Genomic DNA, 15,529 nt, shown 5'->3' on the forward strand with positions numbered 1-15,529 from the left:
CCCGCTTGCTAAAGAGGGTGATGAACCAAAGTCCAGGGTCAGCCGAAGGGTGGAGGAGGGCCGCCGTCCCGCCAGCCCGCCTTCCGGTCAGTCCCTCTTCAATATGTCGAGCGCCAGCACGGTCATCGCCTCGCTGGCGGTGGCGATGACCTTGTCGGCTTGCGGGGCCCAGAAGGGGCTGTGGAGCGAAGGGAGGCTCGCCTGGCCCGCCGCCGCCTTCGCCATCTGTTCCGCGGGCACCCCGCCCACCCAGAAGATGAAGCTGTTGATGCTCTTGTCCGCGCGATAATAGCGGCCGAAATCCTCGCCGCCCATCGACGGCTTGACCTCCATGACATCGCCGCCGGGGAAATGCGCCTTCAGCCTGTCGGCCATCTGGTTGGCGAAGGTGGGCGGGTTGTAGGCGGCGGGGGTGAACTCATCCTTCACGCTCACCACCGGCATGCGGTCTTCGGGGATGCCCGCCGCGATCGCTTCGCCGCGCGCGATCCGCTCTATGCCCCGGATCAGCTTTTCGCGGGTCTCGTCCGAATAGCTGCGCACCGTGAGCAGCAGCTTCGCTTCGTCCGGGATGATGTTGTGCTTCGCCCCGCCGATGAAGCTGCCGACCGTCACCACCGCCGGGTCGAGCGGGTCCTGTTCCCGGCTGACCAGCGTCTGGAGGGAGGAGACGATCCGCGCGCCCAGCACGATGGGGTCGCGCGCGGTCTGGGGATAGGCGCCGTGCCCGCCGGTTCCCCGCACCACTATGTCCACGCTGTCGACATTGGCGAGCGCATAGCCCGGCGTGTAGCCGATCTTGCCCGCCTCCAGATTGGCCGCGTCATGAAAGGCCAGCGCATGGGTCGGGCGGGGGAAGCGCGTGTACAGCCCGTCCTCCAGCATCAGCCGCGCGCCCCGGCCGACTTCCTCCGCCGGTTGCAGGATCATCACCAAAGTGCCCTTCCACCTGTCCTTCATGGAGGAAAGCAGGCGCGCCGTTTCGATGAAGGCGGTCATGTGCGTGTCATGGCCGCAGGCGTGCATGACGCCCGTCTCCACGCCATCGGTCGTCTTCGTCCTCACCTTGGAGGCGAAGGGCAGGCCGGTCTGTTCCGTCACCGGCAGGGCGTCCATGTCCGCGCGGATCAGCAATACCGGCCCGCCGCCATTCTTCATCACCGCGACGACGCCCGTGCCGCCTACCTTTTCCGTCACGTCGAACTTCATCGCCTTCAGCCTGCGCGCGAGCTTGGCGGCGGTGGCGCTTTCCTGTTCCGACAGTTCGGGATTGGCGTGAAGGTCGCGATAGAGCGACATCAGCCCGTCCATGTCCCTGGCGATGGCGGCTGCGATCTCGTTAGGCGGGGCAGGAGCAGCGGGGGGCGCGGGCGGCGTCTGCGCGTGCGACGGTGATGAAAGGCTGGACGCGGCCACCAGAGCCGCCAAGGCATGACGCATGATGATGAAGCTCCCGTTTCGATGGCGAGCATAGCTGTTTGGCATCGACTTGGAAGGGGGCGGCAACGCCTGCGCGATGAAGCGGCGCAGGAGCGCAACAGGCCCGGCCAGCATAATGCAAATGCCGGAAGCGCCCGCAAAGGAAAAGGCGCCCGTCATGAGACGGACGCCTTCCTCTGATCGCTATGGGATGGATCAGAAGTGGAAGATCACACCCGCGGTCGGGCGGAAGCTGTCGAAATCATAGGTTTCGGTCTGGAAACGCAGGCGAATGCCGCTGTTGCCGGTGATGCCGCCCAGGCCGATGTCCTTCGGGCCGACTTCAACGCCGACGCCGTACATCCAATCCTTGCGGTTCGGCCAGCCCTGCTTGCCATTGACCCACTGATAACCCGCCGATGCGAAGATCATGCCGCTGTCACCGGCGCGGGCGCCAAAGCGGCCCTTCACGCCATATTCCCAATCGATGTCAGCCCAGCCCTTGGTCGCATTGCCTTCCACGCCGACGAAGACGGGGCCGAGCGGCACGTTGATGCCCGCGACGCCGCTGAGGATCGCGCCGCTCATCACGGTTTCGCCGGGAACGCTGCCGAATTCCGATCCACGGTCGAAGCTGTGCCAGCCGCCAAGCACGCCGACATAGGGTTCGACGCCGAAAGCGGGCGTGCCGTCAGGCGCGGTTTCTTCCTGAGCGAAAGCCGCCGAAGGCAGCGCTGCCGCCAGCGCGGCTGCGAAAAGAAATTTCTTCATGGATTACTCCCTTTAAGCAGTTTTGATGATCAAACCCGTCGGGGAGGAAAACTGCACGAGGGAAGGTTGGTTTCCCGCCCGGAAAACAAATGCTTCCGCGCGTGACAAATTTATCACAATAATTTAGCGCGGCTGGCGGCGCCGGAGCAGGGATGCTGCGGCGCCGAAGAGGATGTTCGACGCGCGGCTATTGCGCGGTCCAGCCGCCATCGATGCTCATGTTCGCGCCGGTGATATTGGCCGCTGCGTCGCTGCACAGGAACAGCGCCATGGCGGCGACCTGCTCCACGGTGACGAACTGTTTCGTCGGCTGTCCGGCAAGCAGGACGTCGTTCATCACCTGCTCGCGCGTCATGTTCCGCGCCTTCATCGTGTCGGGGATCTGGTTTTCCACCAGCGGGGTCCAGACATAGCCGGGCGAAATGCAATTTGCGGTGACGCCGAAGGTCGCGAGTTCCAGCGCCAGCGTCTTGGTAAGGCCCGCCAGGCCATGCTTGGCCGTCACATAGGCGCTCTTGAACGGGGACGCGGTCAGCGAATGGGCGCTGGCCGTCTGGATGATGCGGCCCCACTTTTTCGACTTCATATAGGGCACGGCCAGACGCGACGTGTGGAAAGCACTGGTCAGGTTGAGCGCGATGATCAGGTCCCATTTTTCGACCGGAAATTCTTCGATCGGAGAGACATATTGCATGCCCGCATTGTTGATCAGGATGTCGACCCCGCCAAAGGCATCGGCGGCTTCCTTCATCATCGCCTCGATCTCGGCGGGCTTGGTCAGGTCATGACCGCTGTAGAGCGCCCTGGCTCCGCTCGCCTGCTCCAGCGCCTGCCGCTCCTGCTCGATCGCCTGCGCGTCGCCAAAGCCGTTGATGACGATGTTCGCGCCCTCCGCCGCCAGCGCCTTCGCATAGGCAAGGCCGATGCCGGAGGTGGAGCCCGTGATCAATGCGGTCTTTCCGGCCAGAGACTTGGTCATGCGTTCTTCTCCTTGAGGTGATCGGGCGCGTCGAGGTCGAAGGTGGCGCTTTTCCCGTTCAATATGTTGCGGGCGATCAGGTCGCCCTTGTGCATGACTTCCTGCACCGCGTCGCGCCCCTGCGACCAATGGTCGAGCATGGTCGAGCGGGAAAATTCGAAGTCGCGCGCGCCGCTTTCCCAGGCGCGGCTGCGGTAGATCAGGTGAACGATGTTGACCGATCCGCGATCCAGGCACTGGCGCAGCCTCAGCGCGTCGGGATCGTTCTGAAGCTCCGGGGGCAGCTTTTTCAGCAGCGCGGCGATGGCGCGGTGCTCGCGGCGCAGGCGCAGATATTGATCCGTCACCTGACGCGTGCGGCTGGAATATTGAATGTCCTTGGTGCGCGAGTAAACGTCCGTCATCTGCTGCGGCTTGGGGCCTTCGGCGGGGAAAAGGTCCACCTGGAACACCAGCATGTCCTCGCTCTGATGATCCAGCACATGGGCGAGCGGCGTGTTCGACACGATGCCGCCGTCCCAATACCAGCGCCCGTCAATCTCGATCGGCGGCAGGCCCGGCGGCAGCGCGCCCGAAGCCATGATGTGGCGGGCGTCGATGCGCGTCTTGCCATCGGGACCGCGCGTGTCCCAATAGGCGAAATTGCCGCTTTCGACATCGACCGCCCCCACCGACAGGCGCACCGGCCCGTCGTTCAGCAGGTCCCAGTCGACGCAGGCGTCCAGCGTGTCCTTGAGCGGCGCGCTGTCATAGAAGCTGATGGCCCCCGGCGTTCCCTCCGGCATCAGCGGCGCTGGCCACAGGCGGGGGCGGAACATGCCGGGCACGCCGAATGTCGCCACCGCGCCCGCCGCCATCAGATGCGCGGCCTCGCGGATATGGTCGATTTCCGGCAGCACGATATTGGGCATCCCGCCCGACACGGTCAGCCAGAATTTCTTCAGCCTGCTGAGCCGCCGGTGCGGCAGGTTGCCCGCGATGATCGCCGCATTGACCGCGCCGATGGAAATGCCCGCGACCCAGCTTATGTCGATCCCCAGATTGTCCAGCCGCTCGTAGACACCGGCCTGGAAGGAACCGAGCGCTCCGCCGCCCTGCAACAACAAGGCGACCTCATTGGGAAGGGGCAGCGGCGTCGTGCCGCGGCGGCGGATTGGGGGATCGATATCAGCCATGTCGCAGTGCAATATAACTAATGTCAGCGGCATTCCAACGGGCGGCGTGTGATTATCCGTGCGCTTAGGCAACCAAAGCCGTATCGCAACCGTTCCGAGGCTGGTCTACAGCCTGCACCAGGGCGGCGAGGGAGAATGTCATGCGGTTGGACAATGAACAGGAAAGTTCCAACTTCGAGGTGCAGAGCGGACGCGGGGGCGGATTGGGGGGCGGGCTTGGCGGCGGCCTTGGCATGCTGCTGCCCTTCATCGGCAGCCGCTTCGGCTGTGGCGGCATCGTCGTCGTCCTGATCATCCTGGCGGTGATGGGCGTCAATCCGCTCAGCCTCGTCGGTGGCGGAGGCGGGCCGGTGCAGCAGAATGCGGAGGTCAGCCGCGATCCGCAGAAGCTGACGGACATTCAACATTGGTCGCTGCGGGTGCTGGGGTCGACCGAGCGGGTCTGGGGCCAGATTTTCAGCGAGGCGGGTCAGCAATACCGGCCGACCGTCCTGTCCTTCTATTCCCAGAATGGCGCGTCGGGCTGCGGCGCGGCGCAAAGCGCGATGGGGCCCTTCTACTGCCCCAATGACCAAAAAATCTACCTCGACACCGACTTTTTCACTGAACTGCGCCAGCGTTTCGGTGCTCCGGGGGATTTCGCGCAGGCCTATGTCATCGCTCATGAGGTCGGCCATCATGTGCAGGATCTGGAAGGCACTTTGCGTCAGGTGAACCAGCGCCAGCGCGCGGTGAACGAAGCGGAAGGCAACGCCCTGCAAGTGCGGGTCGAATTGCAGGCGGACTGCTATGCCGGGGTCTGGGCCAAGCGTACCGGCCTCATGGAGGCCGGCGATCTGGAAGAAGGCATGACCGCCGCGCAGGCGATTGGCGACGACACGTTGCAAAAAGCCGCTGGCCGCCGCCCCGTGCCCGAAAGCTTCACTCACGGCAGCAGCGAGCAGCGGATGCAATGGCTCCGCAAGGGACTGGCCAGCGGCGACCCCGCCCAATGCGACACATTCAAGGGGTGAGGGGATAAGTACGCCTATTAGCAGGGTGAAGAGGTGAAGGCTGAAAGGGTGAGGGACCGATCAACCCGAACACCCACCCCGTTCGCCCTGAGCTTGTCGAAGGGTCCTACTTCTTCTTCAAAAGGAAGAGTGGGATTCAATAACCAGCCTAACCATAAATGATTGTTTTTAAATCATCTGACCGCCACGCAAATCAATGATGATCAAGCTTCCTGAGCAAATCCATCATATCGTCGGGCAGGCTCTCCCGCCGGGCGCGGAAGGTGGAGCGAAGCGCATTGCCGATGCCTTCATGAGGCTGCGGAAGACCGATCGTCACGACAGCGCGCCGGGAGCCGTCAGGCCCTCCGTTCGATGCTCTCAACGATTTTCGCTGCATTTCCATGTATGTTCAACGGCCAAGATGACGAAAAGTTTCTGGCGTTCACGTTCCACCGGCGCGATAGCGGTCCCGTTATGGGAGAGGCGCAGGTGACGGACTGGACGGCGGTAGCGGAGCGGATGCAGGCGCATTCGCCTTTTCTTTCCAGGCAGATGGACCGTTTCACGGCGGTGACGGACCTGCTGGCGGCGGGCGATCACGACGCGGCGCTCCAGGCCGCGCGGGACATTGCCGATCCGGCCGATGGCGTCGCCCGGTCGCTGCGGCGGCGCAAGGGCGCGCTGGCGCTGGTTACGGCCGCTGCGGACCTTTCGGGGGCATGGCCGCTGGACCGCGTGACCCGCACCTTGTCCGACTTCGCCGACCAGGCGCTGGAGGAGGCTCTGGCAACCGCCTTTGCCGAACGCTACCCCGATGCGCGGCCGGAGGGCTTTGTCGTGCTGGCGCTCGGCAAGCATGGCAGCCGCGAACTCAACTATTCCTCTGATATCGATCCCATATTGCTCTACGATCCCGCCCGTCTGCCCCATGGCGAGCGGGAAGATGTGGCGGACGCGGCGGTCAGGATCGGGCGGCGGGTCAGCGAGCTGTTGAACGCCCGTGACGGCGACGGCTATGTGTTCCGCATCGACCTGCGCCTGCGTCCCTCGCCTGAAGCCACCCCCATCGCCCTGCCGGTGGAAGCGGCCATCGGCTATTATGAATCGACCGCCGTGGGCTGGGAACAGGCGGCCTTCATCCGCGCCCGGCCAGCGGCTGGCGATTTCGCATTAGGCGACTATTTCATTCAGCAGATTCGCCCCTTCGTCTGGCGCCGCAGCCTCGATTTCGGCGCGATCGACGCCATCGTCGACATCTCCCGCCGCATCCGCGATCATTATGCGCAAGGCCAGGCATTCGGCCCCGGCTATGACCTCAAGCGCGGGCGGGGCGGCATCAGGGAAGTCGAGTTTTTCGCGCAGGTCCATCAGCTCATCCACGGCGGCCGCGATCCGGCATTGCGATCGGGCAATACGCGCGAGGCGCTGCGCGCTCTCGCCACAGTGGGCGTGCTGGAGCAGGAAGACGCGCAGCGGCTGGACGAAGCCTATGTGCTGTTCCGCACGATCGAGCACCGGTTGCAGATGGTCGAGGATCGCCAGACGCACGAACTGCCCAAGACAGCCGAGGCAATGGACAATGTCGCGCGGCTGCATGGGCTGGCGGACGGCGGCGCGCTGCTGGACCTGCTGCGCCCGAAGGTCGAATGGGTCGGCCGCAACTATGACAAGCTGACGCCCGCAGCGAAAGACGAAGCGCTGTCGCATGATGAGGAGCGCTTGGCGGCGCAACTGACCGACATGGGCTTTGCCGATGCGCAGACGCCGGTGGCGCGCATCACACGATGGCGCGGCGGCACGATTCGGGCGTTGCGCAGCGCGCCGTCCCGCGAAGCGCTGGAAGAACTGCTGCCGGGCCTCATGCGCGCGCTCGCCAAGGCGCCTGATCCGGCGCGAGCGCTCAACCGGCTGGACGACCTGATCGGCCGGTTGCCGAGCGCCATCAACTTCTTCAAGCTGCTTGCCGCCCGGCCGGGCCTGGTGGAGCTGCTGGCGGAACTTCTGAGCCATGCGCCGACGCTGGCCGATGCACTTGGGCGCAGGGCGGAATTGCTGGACGGCTTGATCGACACATCCGCCTTCGATCCGCCGCCGCCGGTGGAGGTGCTTGCCGAACAGTTTGCCCAGCTGGAGCCGGGCGAGGATTATCAGGCGCTGCTCGACCGCGTGCGCCAACGGGTGAATGATCGCCGCTTCGCGCTGGGCGCGCAGATTATTCGCGGCGGCGATCCGCTGGAGGCGGGCCGTGGCTATTCCCGCGTGGCGGAGGGCGCAATCGAAGCGCTGGCGCGTGCGACCGTCGCGGAGTTCGAAAGCGCGCATGGCAAGGTGCCGGGTGGGGAGATGCTGATCCTCGCGCTGGGCAGGCTGGGCGGGGGCGTGCTGACCCACGCGTCCGACCTTGACCTCGTCTATCTCTTCACGGGCGATTTTCTGACGGAATCAGATGGTGCCCGGCCGCTGGGCGCGACGCAATATTTCAATCGCCTTGGCCAGCGCATAACCAATGCCCTGTCGGTGCAGACCGCAGCGGGTCCGCTGTACGAGGTGGACACGAGGCTGCGGCCTTCGGGCGCACAGGGGCTGCTGGCAGTAAGTCTGGACAGCTTCGCGCGCTATCAGCGGGAGGAGGCCTGGACCTGGGAGCATCTGGCGCTCACTCGCGCGCGGCCCGTGTTCGGTTCCCAGCAGGGCAGGGCGGCGCTGAACGCCATCCTTTCCGAAACACTGGAGCGGCCGCGCGATTTTGACGAGCTTGCGCGCAATGCCGTCAAGATGCGCGGCGACATCGCCAAGCACAAGCCGCCGTCGAGCGATTTGGACGTCAAACTTGTCCCCGGTGGACTCGTCGACCTGGAGTTCCTGATCCATGTCACGCAATTTCAGCATAATATGGCGTTCGACCCGGATCTGCGGGCGGCGCTGGCGCAATTGGCCGCTGCCGGGCATCTGCCCGCTGAACTGGTTGCGGCGCATGACCTGATCACGCGCTTCCTGATCGTGTCGCGCCTTGTTTCGCCGGGATCGACCGAGCCGCCTGAGGCCACGCGGCCGGTGGTCGCGCGCGCATGCGGCGTTGAAAACTGGGAGGCGCTGCTTGAAAGCTACGATCAGGCCCGGCAAAGGGTGCGCGATGCCTGGGCGGCGCTGGCTGCGCGCTTTGAGGAGAAGTGACGATGCTGGAAGTTGGTGACGTCTTGCCCGATGTGGCACTCAAGGATGCGGATGGCGTTGATTTCAACCTGTCACGCTACCGTGGCGCGCCGCTGGCGGTTTATTTCTATCCGAAGGCGGATACGCCGGGCTGCACCAACCAGGCGAAGGACTTCACCAGTCTGCAACAGGATTTCGCGGCGATCGGCGTACCCGTCGTCGGTATTTCGAAGGACAAGCCCGCCAAGCTCAAGAAGTTCGCCGATAAATATGGCCTTGCCGTCACGCTGGCGTCGGATGAGCCAGGCACGGCATGTGAGGCTTTCGGCACCTGGGTGGAAAAGTCACTCTACGGCCGCAAATATATGGGCATCGAGCGGGCAACCTTCCTGTTCGACGCTGGCGGCAAGGCCGTCCGCGTCTGGCCGAAAGTGAAGGTGAAGGGCCATGCCGCCGAGGTGCTGGAGGCTGCGAAGGCGCTTTGAGCCTGCCTCTGCCGAATGAGAGCGTAGGCGCCGCCTGCGCTCATGTGCTGAACTGCGCTGATCCTTATAAGAAGGTGATGGCGGCGCGGCAGACCGCTCGCGCATGGGCGAAGGGGCGGCTTGATCACCGCTTCGACGTGGCGATGCCCGATCGGCCTGCACGCCCCGGCAAGCCGGAGCTCCTGCCACCCAACCAGATGCCAAGGCGCGGCAAGATGGGGTCGGACCGGGCACGCGCTGCCATGCTACACGCGCTCGCACATATTGAATTCGTCGCAATCGATCTGGCGTTCGACCTGATCGGCCGATTCGGAGGAGATTTCCCCCGCGCCTTTACCGAAGACTGGATGCGGGTGGGGGCGGAGGAGGCGATGCACTTCGCACTGCTCGACCGCCGCTTGCGGCAACTGGGCAGCTTTTACGGAGCGCTGCCCGCGCATGACGGTTTGTGGCAGGCCGCGACTGAAACCGCGCATGATGCAATGGCGCGCTTGGCCGTGGTGCCGATGGTGCTTGAGGCGCGGGCGTTGGACATCACTCCCGCCACCGTGGAGCGGTTTACCCAGGCGGGGGACGAACTGTCAGCGCGAATGTTGAGGCGCATTATGGCCGATGAGATTCGGCATGTCGCGGCGGGGACAGCATGGTTCAACCATGCGGCGAACCGAGTGGGGCTGGACCCCGCAAATTCTTACCAAATCCTTGTAAAGCGCCATTTCCGGGGTGCGTTGAAACCTCCGTTCAACGACTCGGCGCGTCGGCAAGCCGGTTTAACGCTGGAATATTACGCCGCGCTTGCACAATGAGCCGTGATTTGCACTTCTGCCGCTGCGGGTGGCGGCTTGTGCCGCAATTTGGTCAAACGGGAGCGCCGAGAGGCTATAGCCTTCGGTGAATAGTCGGGGTCGCAATGTTGATTACTCATTTCAATGCACGCCGGGCGCGATGGTTCCGGTCGGCTTTAAAATTGGCGGGCGCCGCAGGTTTGGCAGGTGTCCTTTCGGCGGCGGCGCCAGCCGCGGCCAAGAGCATCGAGGATGATCCGTACGGAGATGCCTCCGAAATCAACACCAGCCCCCTTGGGCCGTCCGATGTTGGTTTTTCGAATCTTTTCTCCAGCTTGCAGCGGCTCGATGGCGAAGCCAAGCAGGCCAACTACATCCCCTCTGGCCGTCCTGTCGAAAAGCTGTCGCTGACGTCCAACTTCGGCGTTCGCTCCGACCCGTTCAATGGCGGCGCGCGGATGCATAAGGGCGTCGATATTCCCGGTCCGGTTGGCACTCCGATCTATGCGACCGCTGATGGCATCGTCAGCCGCGCCGGGTGGGCCAGCGGCTACGGCAACCTCGTCCAGATTTCGCATGGCGGTGGCATGGAAACCCGCTACGGCCATATGTCGAAGCTGATCGTTTCCGCTAACAGCTATGTACGCCGTGGCCAGCTCATCGGCCTTATGGGATCGACCGGCCGTTCGACCGGCAGTCACCTGCATTACGAAGTGCGCGTCGACGGCCAGGCTGTGAACCCGCTGCCCTTCGTGGCTGGTCCCGACTATCTGGTGGCGATGAACACCAAGCCGCCGATCGCCATGGGCGGCCCCACCAAGGCGCAGGAAAAAGCCGCCGACTGAACGAGCTTCTTCTTCGACCCTTTTCAAGGCCCGGCACGCCATGGCTTGCCGGGCCTTTTGCTTGATCCTATCTAAGCGCCATGGCCGATATTGACCTCACTCCTTCCGCTGCCGCCCGCGTAGCGGCCATTGCCGCCAAGCAGGGCAAGCCCGCGATCCTGCGCCTCGCTGTGGAGGGCGGCGGCTGTTCGGGCTTTCAATACCGGTTCGGATTGGCCGATGCGATCGAGGCGGAGGATGTCAGTGTCGAGCGGGATGGGGTGACGCTTGTGGTCGACGATGTCAGCCTTGACCTGGTGCGTGGTTCGGCCGTGGACTTCGTGTCGGATCTGGGCGGCGCTGCGTTTAAGGTGACCAATCCCAATGCGACCGCCGGCTGTGGCTGCGGATCAAGCTTTTCGATCTGAATTTTCTTGCATTATGCCCTAGGAGCACGTTCGGTTGCACAGGCTGGACTGGCGCAGTTGCAATGTAAGAAAGGCTCCGAATGCGCATCGCCACCTACAATATCAACGGCATCAAGGCGCGCCTGCCGCGCTTGCTGGAGTGGCTGAACGAAACCCAGCCCGATATCGCGTGCCTGCAAGAGATCAAGACGTCCGACGAGACCTTTCCGCTCAAGGATATCGAGGATGTGGGCTATGGCGCGATCTGGCACGGGCAGAAGGGGTTTAACGGCGTGGCCATATTGGCCCGTGGTGAGACGCCGGTGGAAGTCCGGCGCGGCCTCGAAGGTGAGCCTGAGGATGAGCATAGCCGCTATATTGAAGCGGATGTGAAGGGGGTGCGCGTTAGCAGCATCTACCTGCCCAACGGCAACCCGCTGCCGGGCCCGAAATTCGATTATAAGCTGCGATGGATGAAGCGGCTGCGTGAACGAGCCCGGCAGATCTGGGCGGAAGAGGTGCCCGCCATTCTCGCTGGCGACTATAATGTCATCCCCCGTGACAAGGACGTCTATTCAGTCAAGGCCATGGCGGGTGATGCATTGATGCAGCCGGAAAGCCGCGCAGCTTACCGCCGTCTGCTGGGCGATGGCTGGACCGACGCGATCGCCAGCAAGCATCCGGCAGGCGGCGTGTGGACCTACTGGGATTATCAGATGAATGCCTGGCCGCGTGATGCGGGCTTTCGTATCGACCATCTGCTGCTGAGTCCCGCCGCGGCCGACCGCTTGATCGATGCGCAGGTCGACAAGGATTTTCGCGGGCGGGAAAAAGCCAGCGATCATGCCCCTGCCTGGGTAGAACTGGCCGAATAATTTATCCGGGTATATTGACTATAATTACCCGGATATTATAAATCATGCCGCAGGAGGACGGCATGACGCGGACATACACGGTTTTTTCAGGAGATCTTTGGATTGCGACCGGCGATGAAGATGAAGTGCGCGCGGCCCTGCGCGCCATAGGAAATGACGCGCAAAACCTACTGCTGTTTGATGACGCTACTGGCCGTCAGGTCGATATCGATCTGCGTGGCGATGGTCAGGAACCATCACGAGGACGCGGCCGTCCTAAGTTGGGGGTGCAAGCACGCGAAGTGACATTGCTTCCGCGTCATTGGGAGTGGCTGGCCGCTCAGCCGGGGGGCGCATCGGCGGCGCTGCGGCGGCTGGTGGAGGATGCGCGTAAGGCACAGGAAGACGCACCCTCTCCACGCGCAGCCATGGATGCAGCCTATCACTTCCTGACCGGCATGGCGGGCGATCGCCCCGGCTATGAGGATGCGATAAGGGCGCTCTATGCGCGGGACAGGCAGGGCTTTGCCAAGGCGGCAGAAGAATGGCCGTCCGCCATCCGTGATCATGGCGCTGCGCTGGCCGAGCCCGCCTTCGCTACTCCCAGGACATAGGGGTCGCTTCATGCGCGGGCCATTGCGGCTACCTTCATGCCCTGGCGCATGGAACGGTCGCCGGAGACTTCCTGCGAGGTCCAACCTTGCGTTTGGCGGCGATAGGCGACGTGGTGGCCGCGCTGGAAGCCTGCACCGTCCCAGACCACGACCTGTAATTCGATCTCATCATTGTGATGGACGTGCAACCAGTTGAAGCTCTGCGGTTCGGCATTGCGCAGCCGTGTCGAGGTGGCGGTGCCTGCCTGGATCACGAGAGCGCCGCCCGCGTCCGCCACCATCTTTTGCGCGGCTTCGGCATAGGTGCGGTGGAAATGCCCGGCAAGAGCGATGTGGATGCCCGCCTGGCGCGCAGCCGCGACGGCATCCTCATGCCGCCCAACCGCTTCGCTGAGTTCCCCGCCCTTGCCAATCGGCATGGCGAAGAGCGGATGGTGCGTCACCAAAATGCGCGTCTTTTCCGTTGCGACCGCAGCGAAACGTTCACGTAGCAGGCGCATCTGTTCATGGTTAATGCGGCCATCCTTGATCGTCAGCGACCGGGCCGTGTTGATCCCCAGGATGGCGACTTCCGCATCCTCATACCAGGGGCACAGATCATTGCTGATGTAGCGTTTGTAGCGGCGCAGCGGCGCAGCGAACCGCCGGATCACGTCATAGAGCGGCACGTCATGGTTGCCGGGAATGACCAGCAGCCGCATGCCAGCGGCCCGTAGCCGGTTGAGCCAGGCGGATGCATCCCTGAATTGTTGCAGGCGCGCGCGCTGGGTCAGGTCGCCGCTGATGATGACAAGATCGGGTTGCGCTTGTTGGAGCCATGCTTCGGCGGCGGATACGACCTTGGGATCATGCGCGCCGAAATGTATGTCGGACAGGTGAGCGATGCGAGCCATCCCCTTCCAACGAGCGCATGCGCGATATTGTTTCGCATTGGACCCGGCGCGCCGCTGGCGAGTTGTTGAGGCCATGGAAAATAGGTCCTTGCCGCAGCAGGCGGCCCTTGTCGTCAATGTGCACAGCCGCAGGGGCGAGGCGCTTTTCGAAGAGGCGAAGCAGAAGCTGGAAGCCGCTGGCGTCAGGCTGGTCAAGGCGCATGCCGTGTCCGATCCTGCCCGATTGCCGGGAACAGTGCGGCAAGTGGTGGAGGAAGGCGCGCCGATGGTCATTGTCGGCGGGGGCGACGGGTCCCTGTCCGGCACGGTCGATGAACTGGTCGGCAAGGAGTGCGTGTTTGGCGTGCTGCCTTTGGGGACGGCGAACAGCTTCGCCAGGACGCTCGGCATTCCTCTGGACCTGGACGGCGCGATCGACGTCATTGCAACTGGCAGACGGCGGCGGATTGATCTTGGCATGATCGATCGCGACTATTTCGTGAACGCGGCCTCGCTCGGCCTGTCACCGATGATCGGGCAGACCGTGCCCGCTAAACTGAAACGCTATCTGGGACGCGTGGGATATCTGGTCTGGGCCGTCAAATGCTCCGTCAGCTTTCGTGCCTTTCGCCTGACCATCGACGATGGTGCGCAGCAAAGGCGCATGTGGTCGACGGAGGTCAGGATTCTCAACGGCCCCTATCATGGCGGCGTCGAACTGTCGGAGCGGGCCGATGTCGACAGCGGTGAACTGGTGATCCAGGCAGTCGTCGGGCGGAGCCATGCACGGCTGGCGTGGGACTGGTATTCCAAATTCTTCAAGCTGCGCGATCGCGATGCCCATACTGAGGAGTTTCGCGGCAAATCCTTCCGCATTGAAACGCATCCGCGCCAGCGTATCTCGATCGACGGGGAAGTCGTGGCGGCCACCCCCGCGACGGCGAAGGTGGCGCCGGGGGCTATCGACGTGGCGGTGCCGCGCTGACGGGCGCTGCGATCAGAGGTCCTTTTCGTAGATCTGGTAGATCTTGTTCACCTTGCTTTCGATCGCGTCGGCGATGGCGTTCATGCCCTGATTGTCGTCAAGCACCCAGCCGATCTCGCCCCGTGTCGCGCCATAATGAGTGGTCGCGGCGCGCCGGATATATTCGATCATCATGAAGGCGAGCTGGCTGGCGAGGCGGGACGCCTGGAGCCGCTGAACCACGCCCATCAGCGGCACGCGCATGGTACGGACCTGGGGCTTGCGCAGCCACCAGAGCAGCTTCGCCCAGCCGAAGGGGAACAGCGATCCATTGAGCGGCGCGGTCGCTTCGTTTAGGTCGGGCAGGGTCATCATGAAGGCGACTGGTTCGCCCTCCAGCTCGGCGATCATGATGAGGTCGTTGAAGACGATCGGTTTCAACTGCTTGCCGAAATGCGCCACTTCCTCGTCGGTGATCGGGACAAAACCCCAATTGCGGCCCCATGCGTCGTTCAGAATGGCGAGGATGATGGCCGCCTCTTCATCGAACTTGCTCTTGTCGACCTTGCGGACGCGGATACGATCGCTCTTTTCACCGGAAGCGACAATCCGCTGGATCAGCGGAGGAAAGGGCTTGGTGATGTCCAGCTCATAGGTTTTGAGCTGCTTGACCGGCTGATATCCGGCCCCTTCGATCATTGGCTGATAGCTGGGCTTGGCATGGCCCATCATCACCGTCGGCCTGTGGTCAAAGCCCTGGATGAGCAGGCCCGGTTCTTCCCAGATCGACAGAGATATCGGTCCCAGGACCCGTGACATGCCCTTTGCGCGAAGCCAGCCTTCCGCGGCTTCGATCAGCGCGGCACCGATTTCGGCGTCCTCCGCTTCGAACAGGCCGAAATTGCCGGTGCCTGGCCCCATGCCCTGTTCCGCTGGCTGGCTGAGCGCCAGATGATCGATATGTGCCGACACGCGTCCCACCACTTGGCCGTTGCGGCGGGCGAGGAAATATTGCGCTTCGGCATGACCGAAGAACGGGTTTTTCCCAGGGGTGATCAGGGCATACACCTCACTCTTCAACGGCGGTGCCCAATGGGGATCGCCCGCATAGAGACGCCAGGGAAGATCGACAAAGGCCTTGCGATCGGCCTTGGAAGCGATGGGAGTAATCACCAGATCGGAATGGGCCACGGCTGAGCTTTCGCTAAGAGATGGGAGCAGTTCGGCGCTTG

Annotated in this window: 16 protein-coding genes; 9 read left to right on the forward strand and 7 right to left on the reverse strand. The window is 63.4% G+C overall.

Annotation, left to right across the window (positions count from 1 at the left end; genetic code table 11):
- Positions 1-87: 87 nt before the first annotated feature.
- From L288_RS28695 to L288_RS28710, 4 genes are all read right to left on the reverse strand, one after another.
- Positions 88-1,440: an amidohydrolase gene (locus tag L288_RS28695; protein ID WP_031304124.1), complete on the reverse strand. Its 1,353-nt coding sequence runs from the start codon at positions 1,438-1,440 to the stop codon at positions 88-90.
- A 195-nt stretch (positions 1,441-1,635) separates the two neighbouring features.
- Positions 1,636-2,190 carry an opacity-associated protein gene (locus L288_RS28700; protein ID WP_021237624.1) on the reverse strand — a complete coding sequence of 185 codons (555 nt, stop codon included), beginning with the start codon at positions 2,188-2,190 and terminating at the stop codon, positions 1,636-1,638.
- Between the two features lie 187 nt (positions 2,191-2,377).
- Positions 2,378-3,169 (reverse strand): 3-hydroxybutyrate dehydrogenase, encoded by a 792-nt coding sequence (locus tag L288_RS28705; protein WP_021237625.1) that lies wholly within the window; start codon positions 3,167-3,169, stop codon positions 2,378-2,380.
- The gene (locus tag L288_RS28710) at positions 3,166-4,344 is read right to left on the reverse strand and encodes a DUF3734 domain-containing protein (protein ID WP_021237626.1); all 1,179 of its coding nucleotides are present in this window, start codon (positions 4,342-4,344) and stop codon (positions 3,166-3,168) included. The genes L288_RS28705 and L288_RS28710 overlap by 4 nt, the downstream gene beginning before the upstream one ends.
- A 140-nt stretch (positions 4,345-4,484) precedes the next feature.
- Here L288_RS28710 and ypfJ point away from each other — a divergent pair, with 140 nt between their 5' ends.
- Positions 4,485-5,357: a KPN_02809 family neutral zinc metallopeptidase gene (gene ypfJ, locus L288_RS28715; RefSeq protein ID WP_021237627.1), complete on the forward strand. Its 873-nt coding sequence runs from the start codon at positions 4,485-4,487 to the stop codon at positions 5,355-5,357.
- A gap of 193 nt (positions 5,358-5,550) precedes the next feature.
- Here the strand turns inward: ypfJ and L288_RS44090 are convergent, their stop codons facing one another.
- A complete protein-coding gene (locus L288_RS44090; RefSeq protein WP_021237628.1) occupies positions 5,551-5,676 on the reverse strand; it encodes a hypothetical protein in 126 nt (41 codons plus the stop codon).
- A gap of 137 nt (positions 5,677-5,813) precedes the next feature.
- Between L288_RS44090 and L288_RS28720 the strand changes: the two genes are divergently transcribed.
- The 7 genes from L288_RS28720 (at position 5,814) to L288_RS28750 (ending at position 12,461) form a co-directional block, all read left to right on the forward strand.
- Positions 5,814-8,513, forward strand: coding sequence for a bifunctional [glutamine synthetase] adenylyltransferase/[glutamine synthetase]-adenylyl-L-tyrosine phosphorylase (locus tag L288_RS28720; protein WP_031304127.1), 2,700 nt, complete (start codon positions 5,814-5,816; stop codon positions 8,511-8,513).
- A gap of 2 nt (positions 8,514-8,515) precedes the next feature.
- The gene (gene bcp / locus L288_RS28725) at positions 8,516-8,977 is read left to right on the forward strand and encodes a thioredoxin-dependent thiol peroxidase (RefSeq protein WP_021237630.1); all 462 of its coding nucleotides are present in this window, start codon (positions 8,516-8,518) and stop codon (positions 8,975-8,977) included.
- Between the two features lie 2 nt (positions 8,978-8,979).
- The gene (locus L288_RS28730; protein ID WP_408020494.1) at positions 8,980-9,783 is read left to right on the forward strand and encodes a ferritin-like domain-containing protein; all 804 of its coding nucleotides are present in this window, start codon (positions 8,980-8,982) and stop codon (positions 9,781-9,783) included.
- Between the two features lie 104 nt (positions 9,784-9,887).
- Complete coding sequence (locus L288_RS28735; protein ID WP_031304131.1) at positions 9,888-10,607, forward strand: M23 family metallopeptidase; 720 nt, start codon at positions 9,888-9,890, stop codon at positions 10,605-10,607.
- 80 nt (positions 10,608-10,687) lie between these two features.
- Positions 10,688-11,014: an iron-sulfur cluster insertion protein ErpA gene (gene erpA / locus L288_RS28740; protein ID WP_021237633.1), complete on the forward strand. Its 327-nt coding sequence runs from the start codon at positions 10,688-10,690 to the stop codon at positions 11,012-11,014.
- Positions 11,015-11,094: 80 nt separating this feature from the next.
- Positions 11,095-11,868 (forward strand): exodeoxyribonuclease III, encoded by a 774-nt coding sequence (xth, locus tag L288_RS28745; protein WP_021237634.1) that lies wholly within the window; start codon positions 11,095-11,097, stop codon positions 11,866-11,868.
- 62 nt (positions 11,869-11,930) lie between these two features.
- A complete protein-coding gene (locus L288_RS28750) occupies positions 11,931-12,461 on the forward strand; it encodes a DUF2239 family protein (protein ID WP_021237635.1) in 531 nt (176 codons plus the stop codon).
- Between the two features lie 8 nt (positions 12,462-12,469).
- On the opposite strand, the gene L288_RS28755 is transcribed toward L288_RS28750, so the two are convergent.
- Entirely contained in the window at positions 12,470-13,354 is an 885-nt protein-coding gene (locus L288_RS28755; protein ID WP_021237636.1) for a metallophosphoesterase family protein, read from the reverse strand.
- Positions 13,355-13,427: 73 nt separating this feature from the next.
- Between L288_RS28755 and L288_RS28760 the strand changes: the two genes are divergently transcribed.
- Positions 13,428-14,318, forward strand: a complete 891-nt coding sequence (locus L288_RS28760) for a diacylglycerol/lipid kinase family protein (RefSeq protein ID WP_021237637.1) — start codon at positions 13,428-13,430, stop codon at positions 14,316-14,318.
- Between the two features lie 12 nt (positions 14,319-14,330).
- Here the strand turns inward: L288_RS28760 and L288_RS28765 are convergent, their stop codons facing one another.
- The gene (locus L288_RS28765; RefSeq protein ID WP_021237638.1) at positions 14,331-15,488 is read right to left on the reverse strand and encodes a GNAT family N-acetyltransferase; all 1,158 of its coding nucleotides are present in this window, start codon (positions 15,486-15,488) and stop codon (positions 14,331-14,333) included.
- Between the last annotated feature and the right edge of the window lie 41 nt (positions 15,489-15,529).

Source organism: Sphingobium quisquiliarum P25 (genome assembly GCF_000445065.1).
Taxonomy (GTDB): domain Bacteria; phylum Pseudomonadota; class Alphaproteobacteria; order Sphingomonadales; family Sphingomonadaceae; genus Sphingobium; species Sphingobium quisquiliarum.

Coding starts and splice junctions, on each gene's coding strand:
- L288_RS28755 (WP_021237636.1), bottom strand. CDS start 13,354: ATGGCTCGCATCGCTCACCTGTCCGACATACATTTCGGCGCGCATGAT.
- L288_RS28750 (WP_021237635.1), top strand. CDS start 11,931: ATGACGCGGACATACACGGTTTTTTCAGGAGATCTTTGGATTGCGACC.
- L288_RS28735 (WP_031304131.1), top strand. CDS start 9,888: ATGTTGATTACTCATTTCAATGCACGCCGGGCGCGATGGTTCCGGTCG.
- L288_RS28710 (WP_021237626.1), bottom strand. CDS start 4,344: ATGGCTGATATCGATCCCCCAATCCGCCGCCGCGGCACGACGCCGCTG.
- L288_RS28760 (WP_021237637.1), top strand. CDS start 13,428: ATGGAAAATAGGTCCTTGCCGCAGCAGGCGGCCCTTGTCGTCAATGTG.
- bcp (WP_021237630.1), top strand. CDS start 8,516: ATGCTGGAAGTTGGTGACGTCTTGCCCGATGTGGCACTCAAGGATGCG.
- ypfJ (WP_021237627.1), top strand. CDS start 4,485: ATGCGGTTGGACAATGAACAGGAAAGTTCCAACTTCGAGGTGCAGAGC.
- L288_RS28720 (WP_031304127.1), top strand. CDS start 5,814: ATGGGAGAGGCGCAGGTGACGGACTGGACGGCGGTAGCGGAGCGGATG.
- xth (WP_021237634.1), top strand. CDS start 11,095: ATGCGCATCGCCACCTACAATATCAACGGCATCAAGGCGCGCCTGCCG.
- L288_RS28700 (WP_021237624.1), bottom strand. CDS start 2,190: ATGAAGAAATTTCTTTTCGCAGCCGCGCTGGCGGCAGCGCTGCCTTCG.
- L288_RS28695 (WP_031304124.1), bottom strand. CDS start 1,440: ATGCGTCATGCCTTGGCGGCTCTGGTGGCCGCGTCCAGCCTTTCATCA.
- L288_RS28705 (WP_021237625.1), bottom strand. CDS start 3,169: ATGACCAAGTCTCTGGCCGGAAAGACCGCATTGATCACGGGCTCCACC.
- erpA (WP_021237633.1), top strand. CDS start 10,688: ATGGCCGATATTGACCTCACTCCTTCCGCTGCCGCCCGCGTAGCGGCC.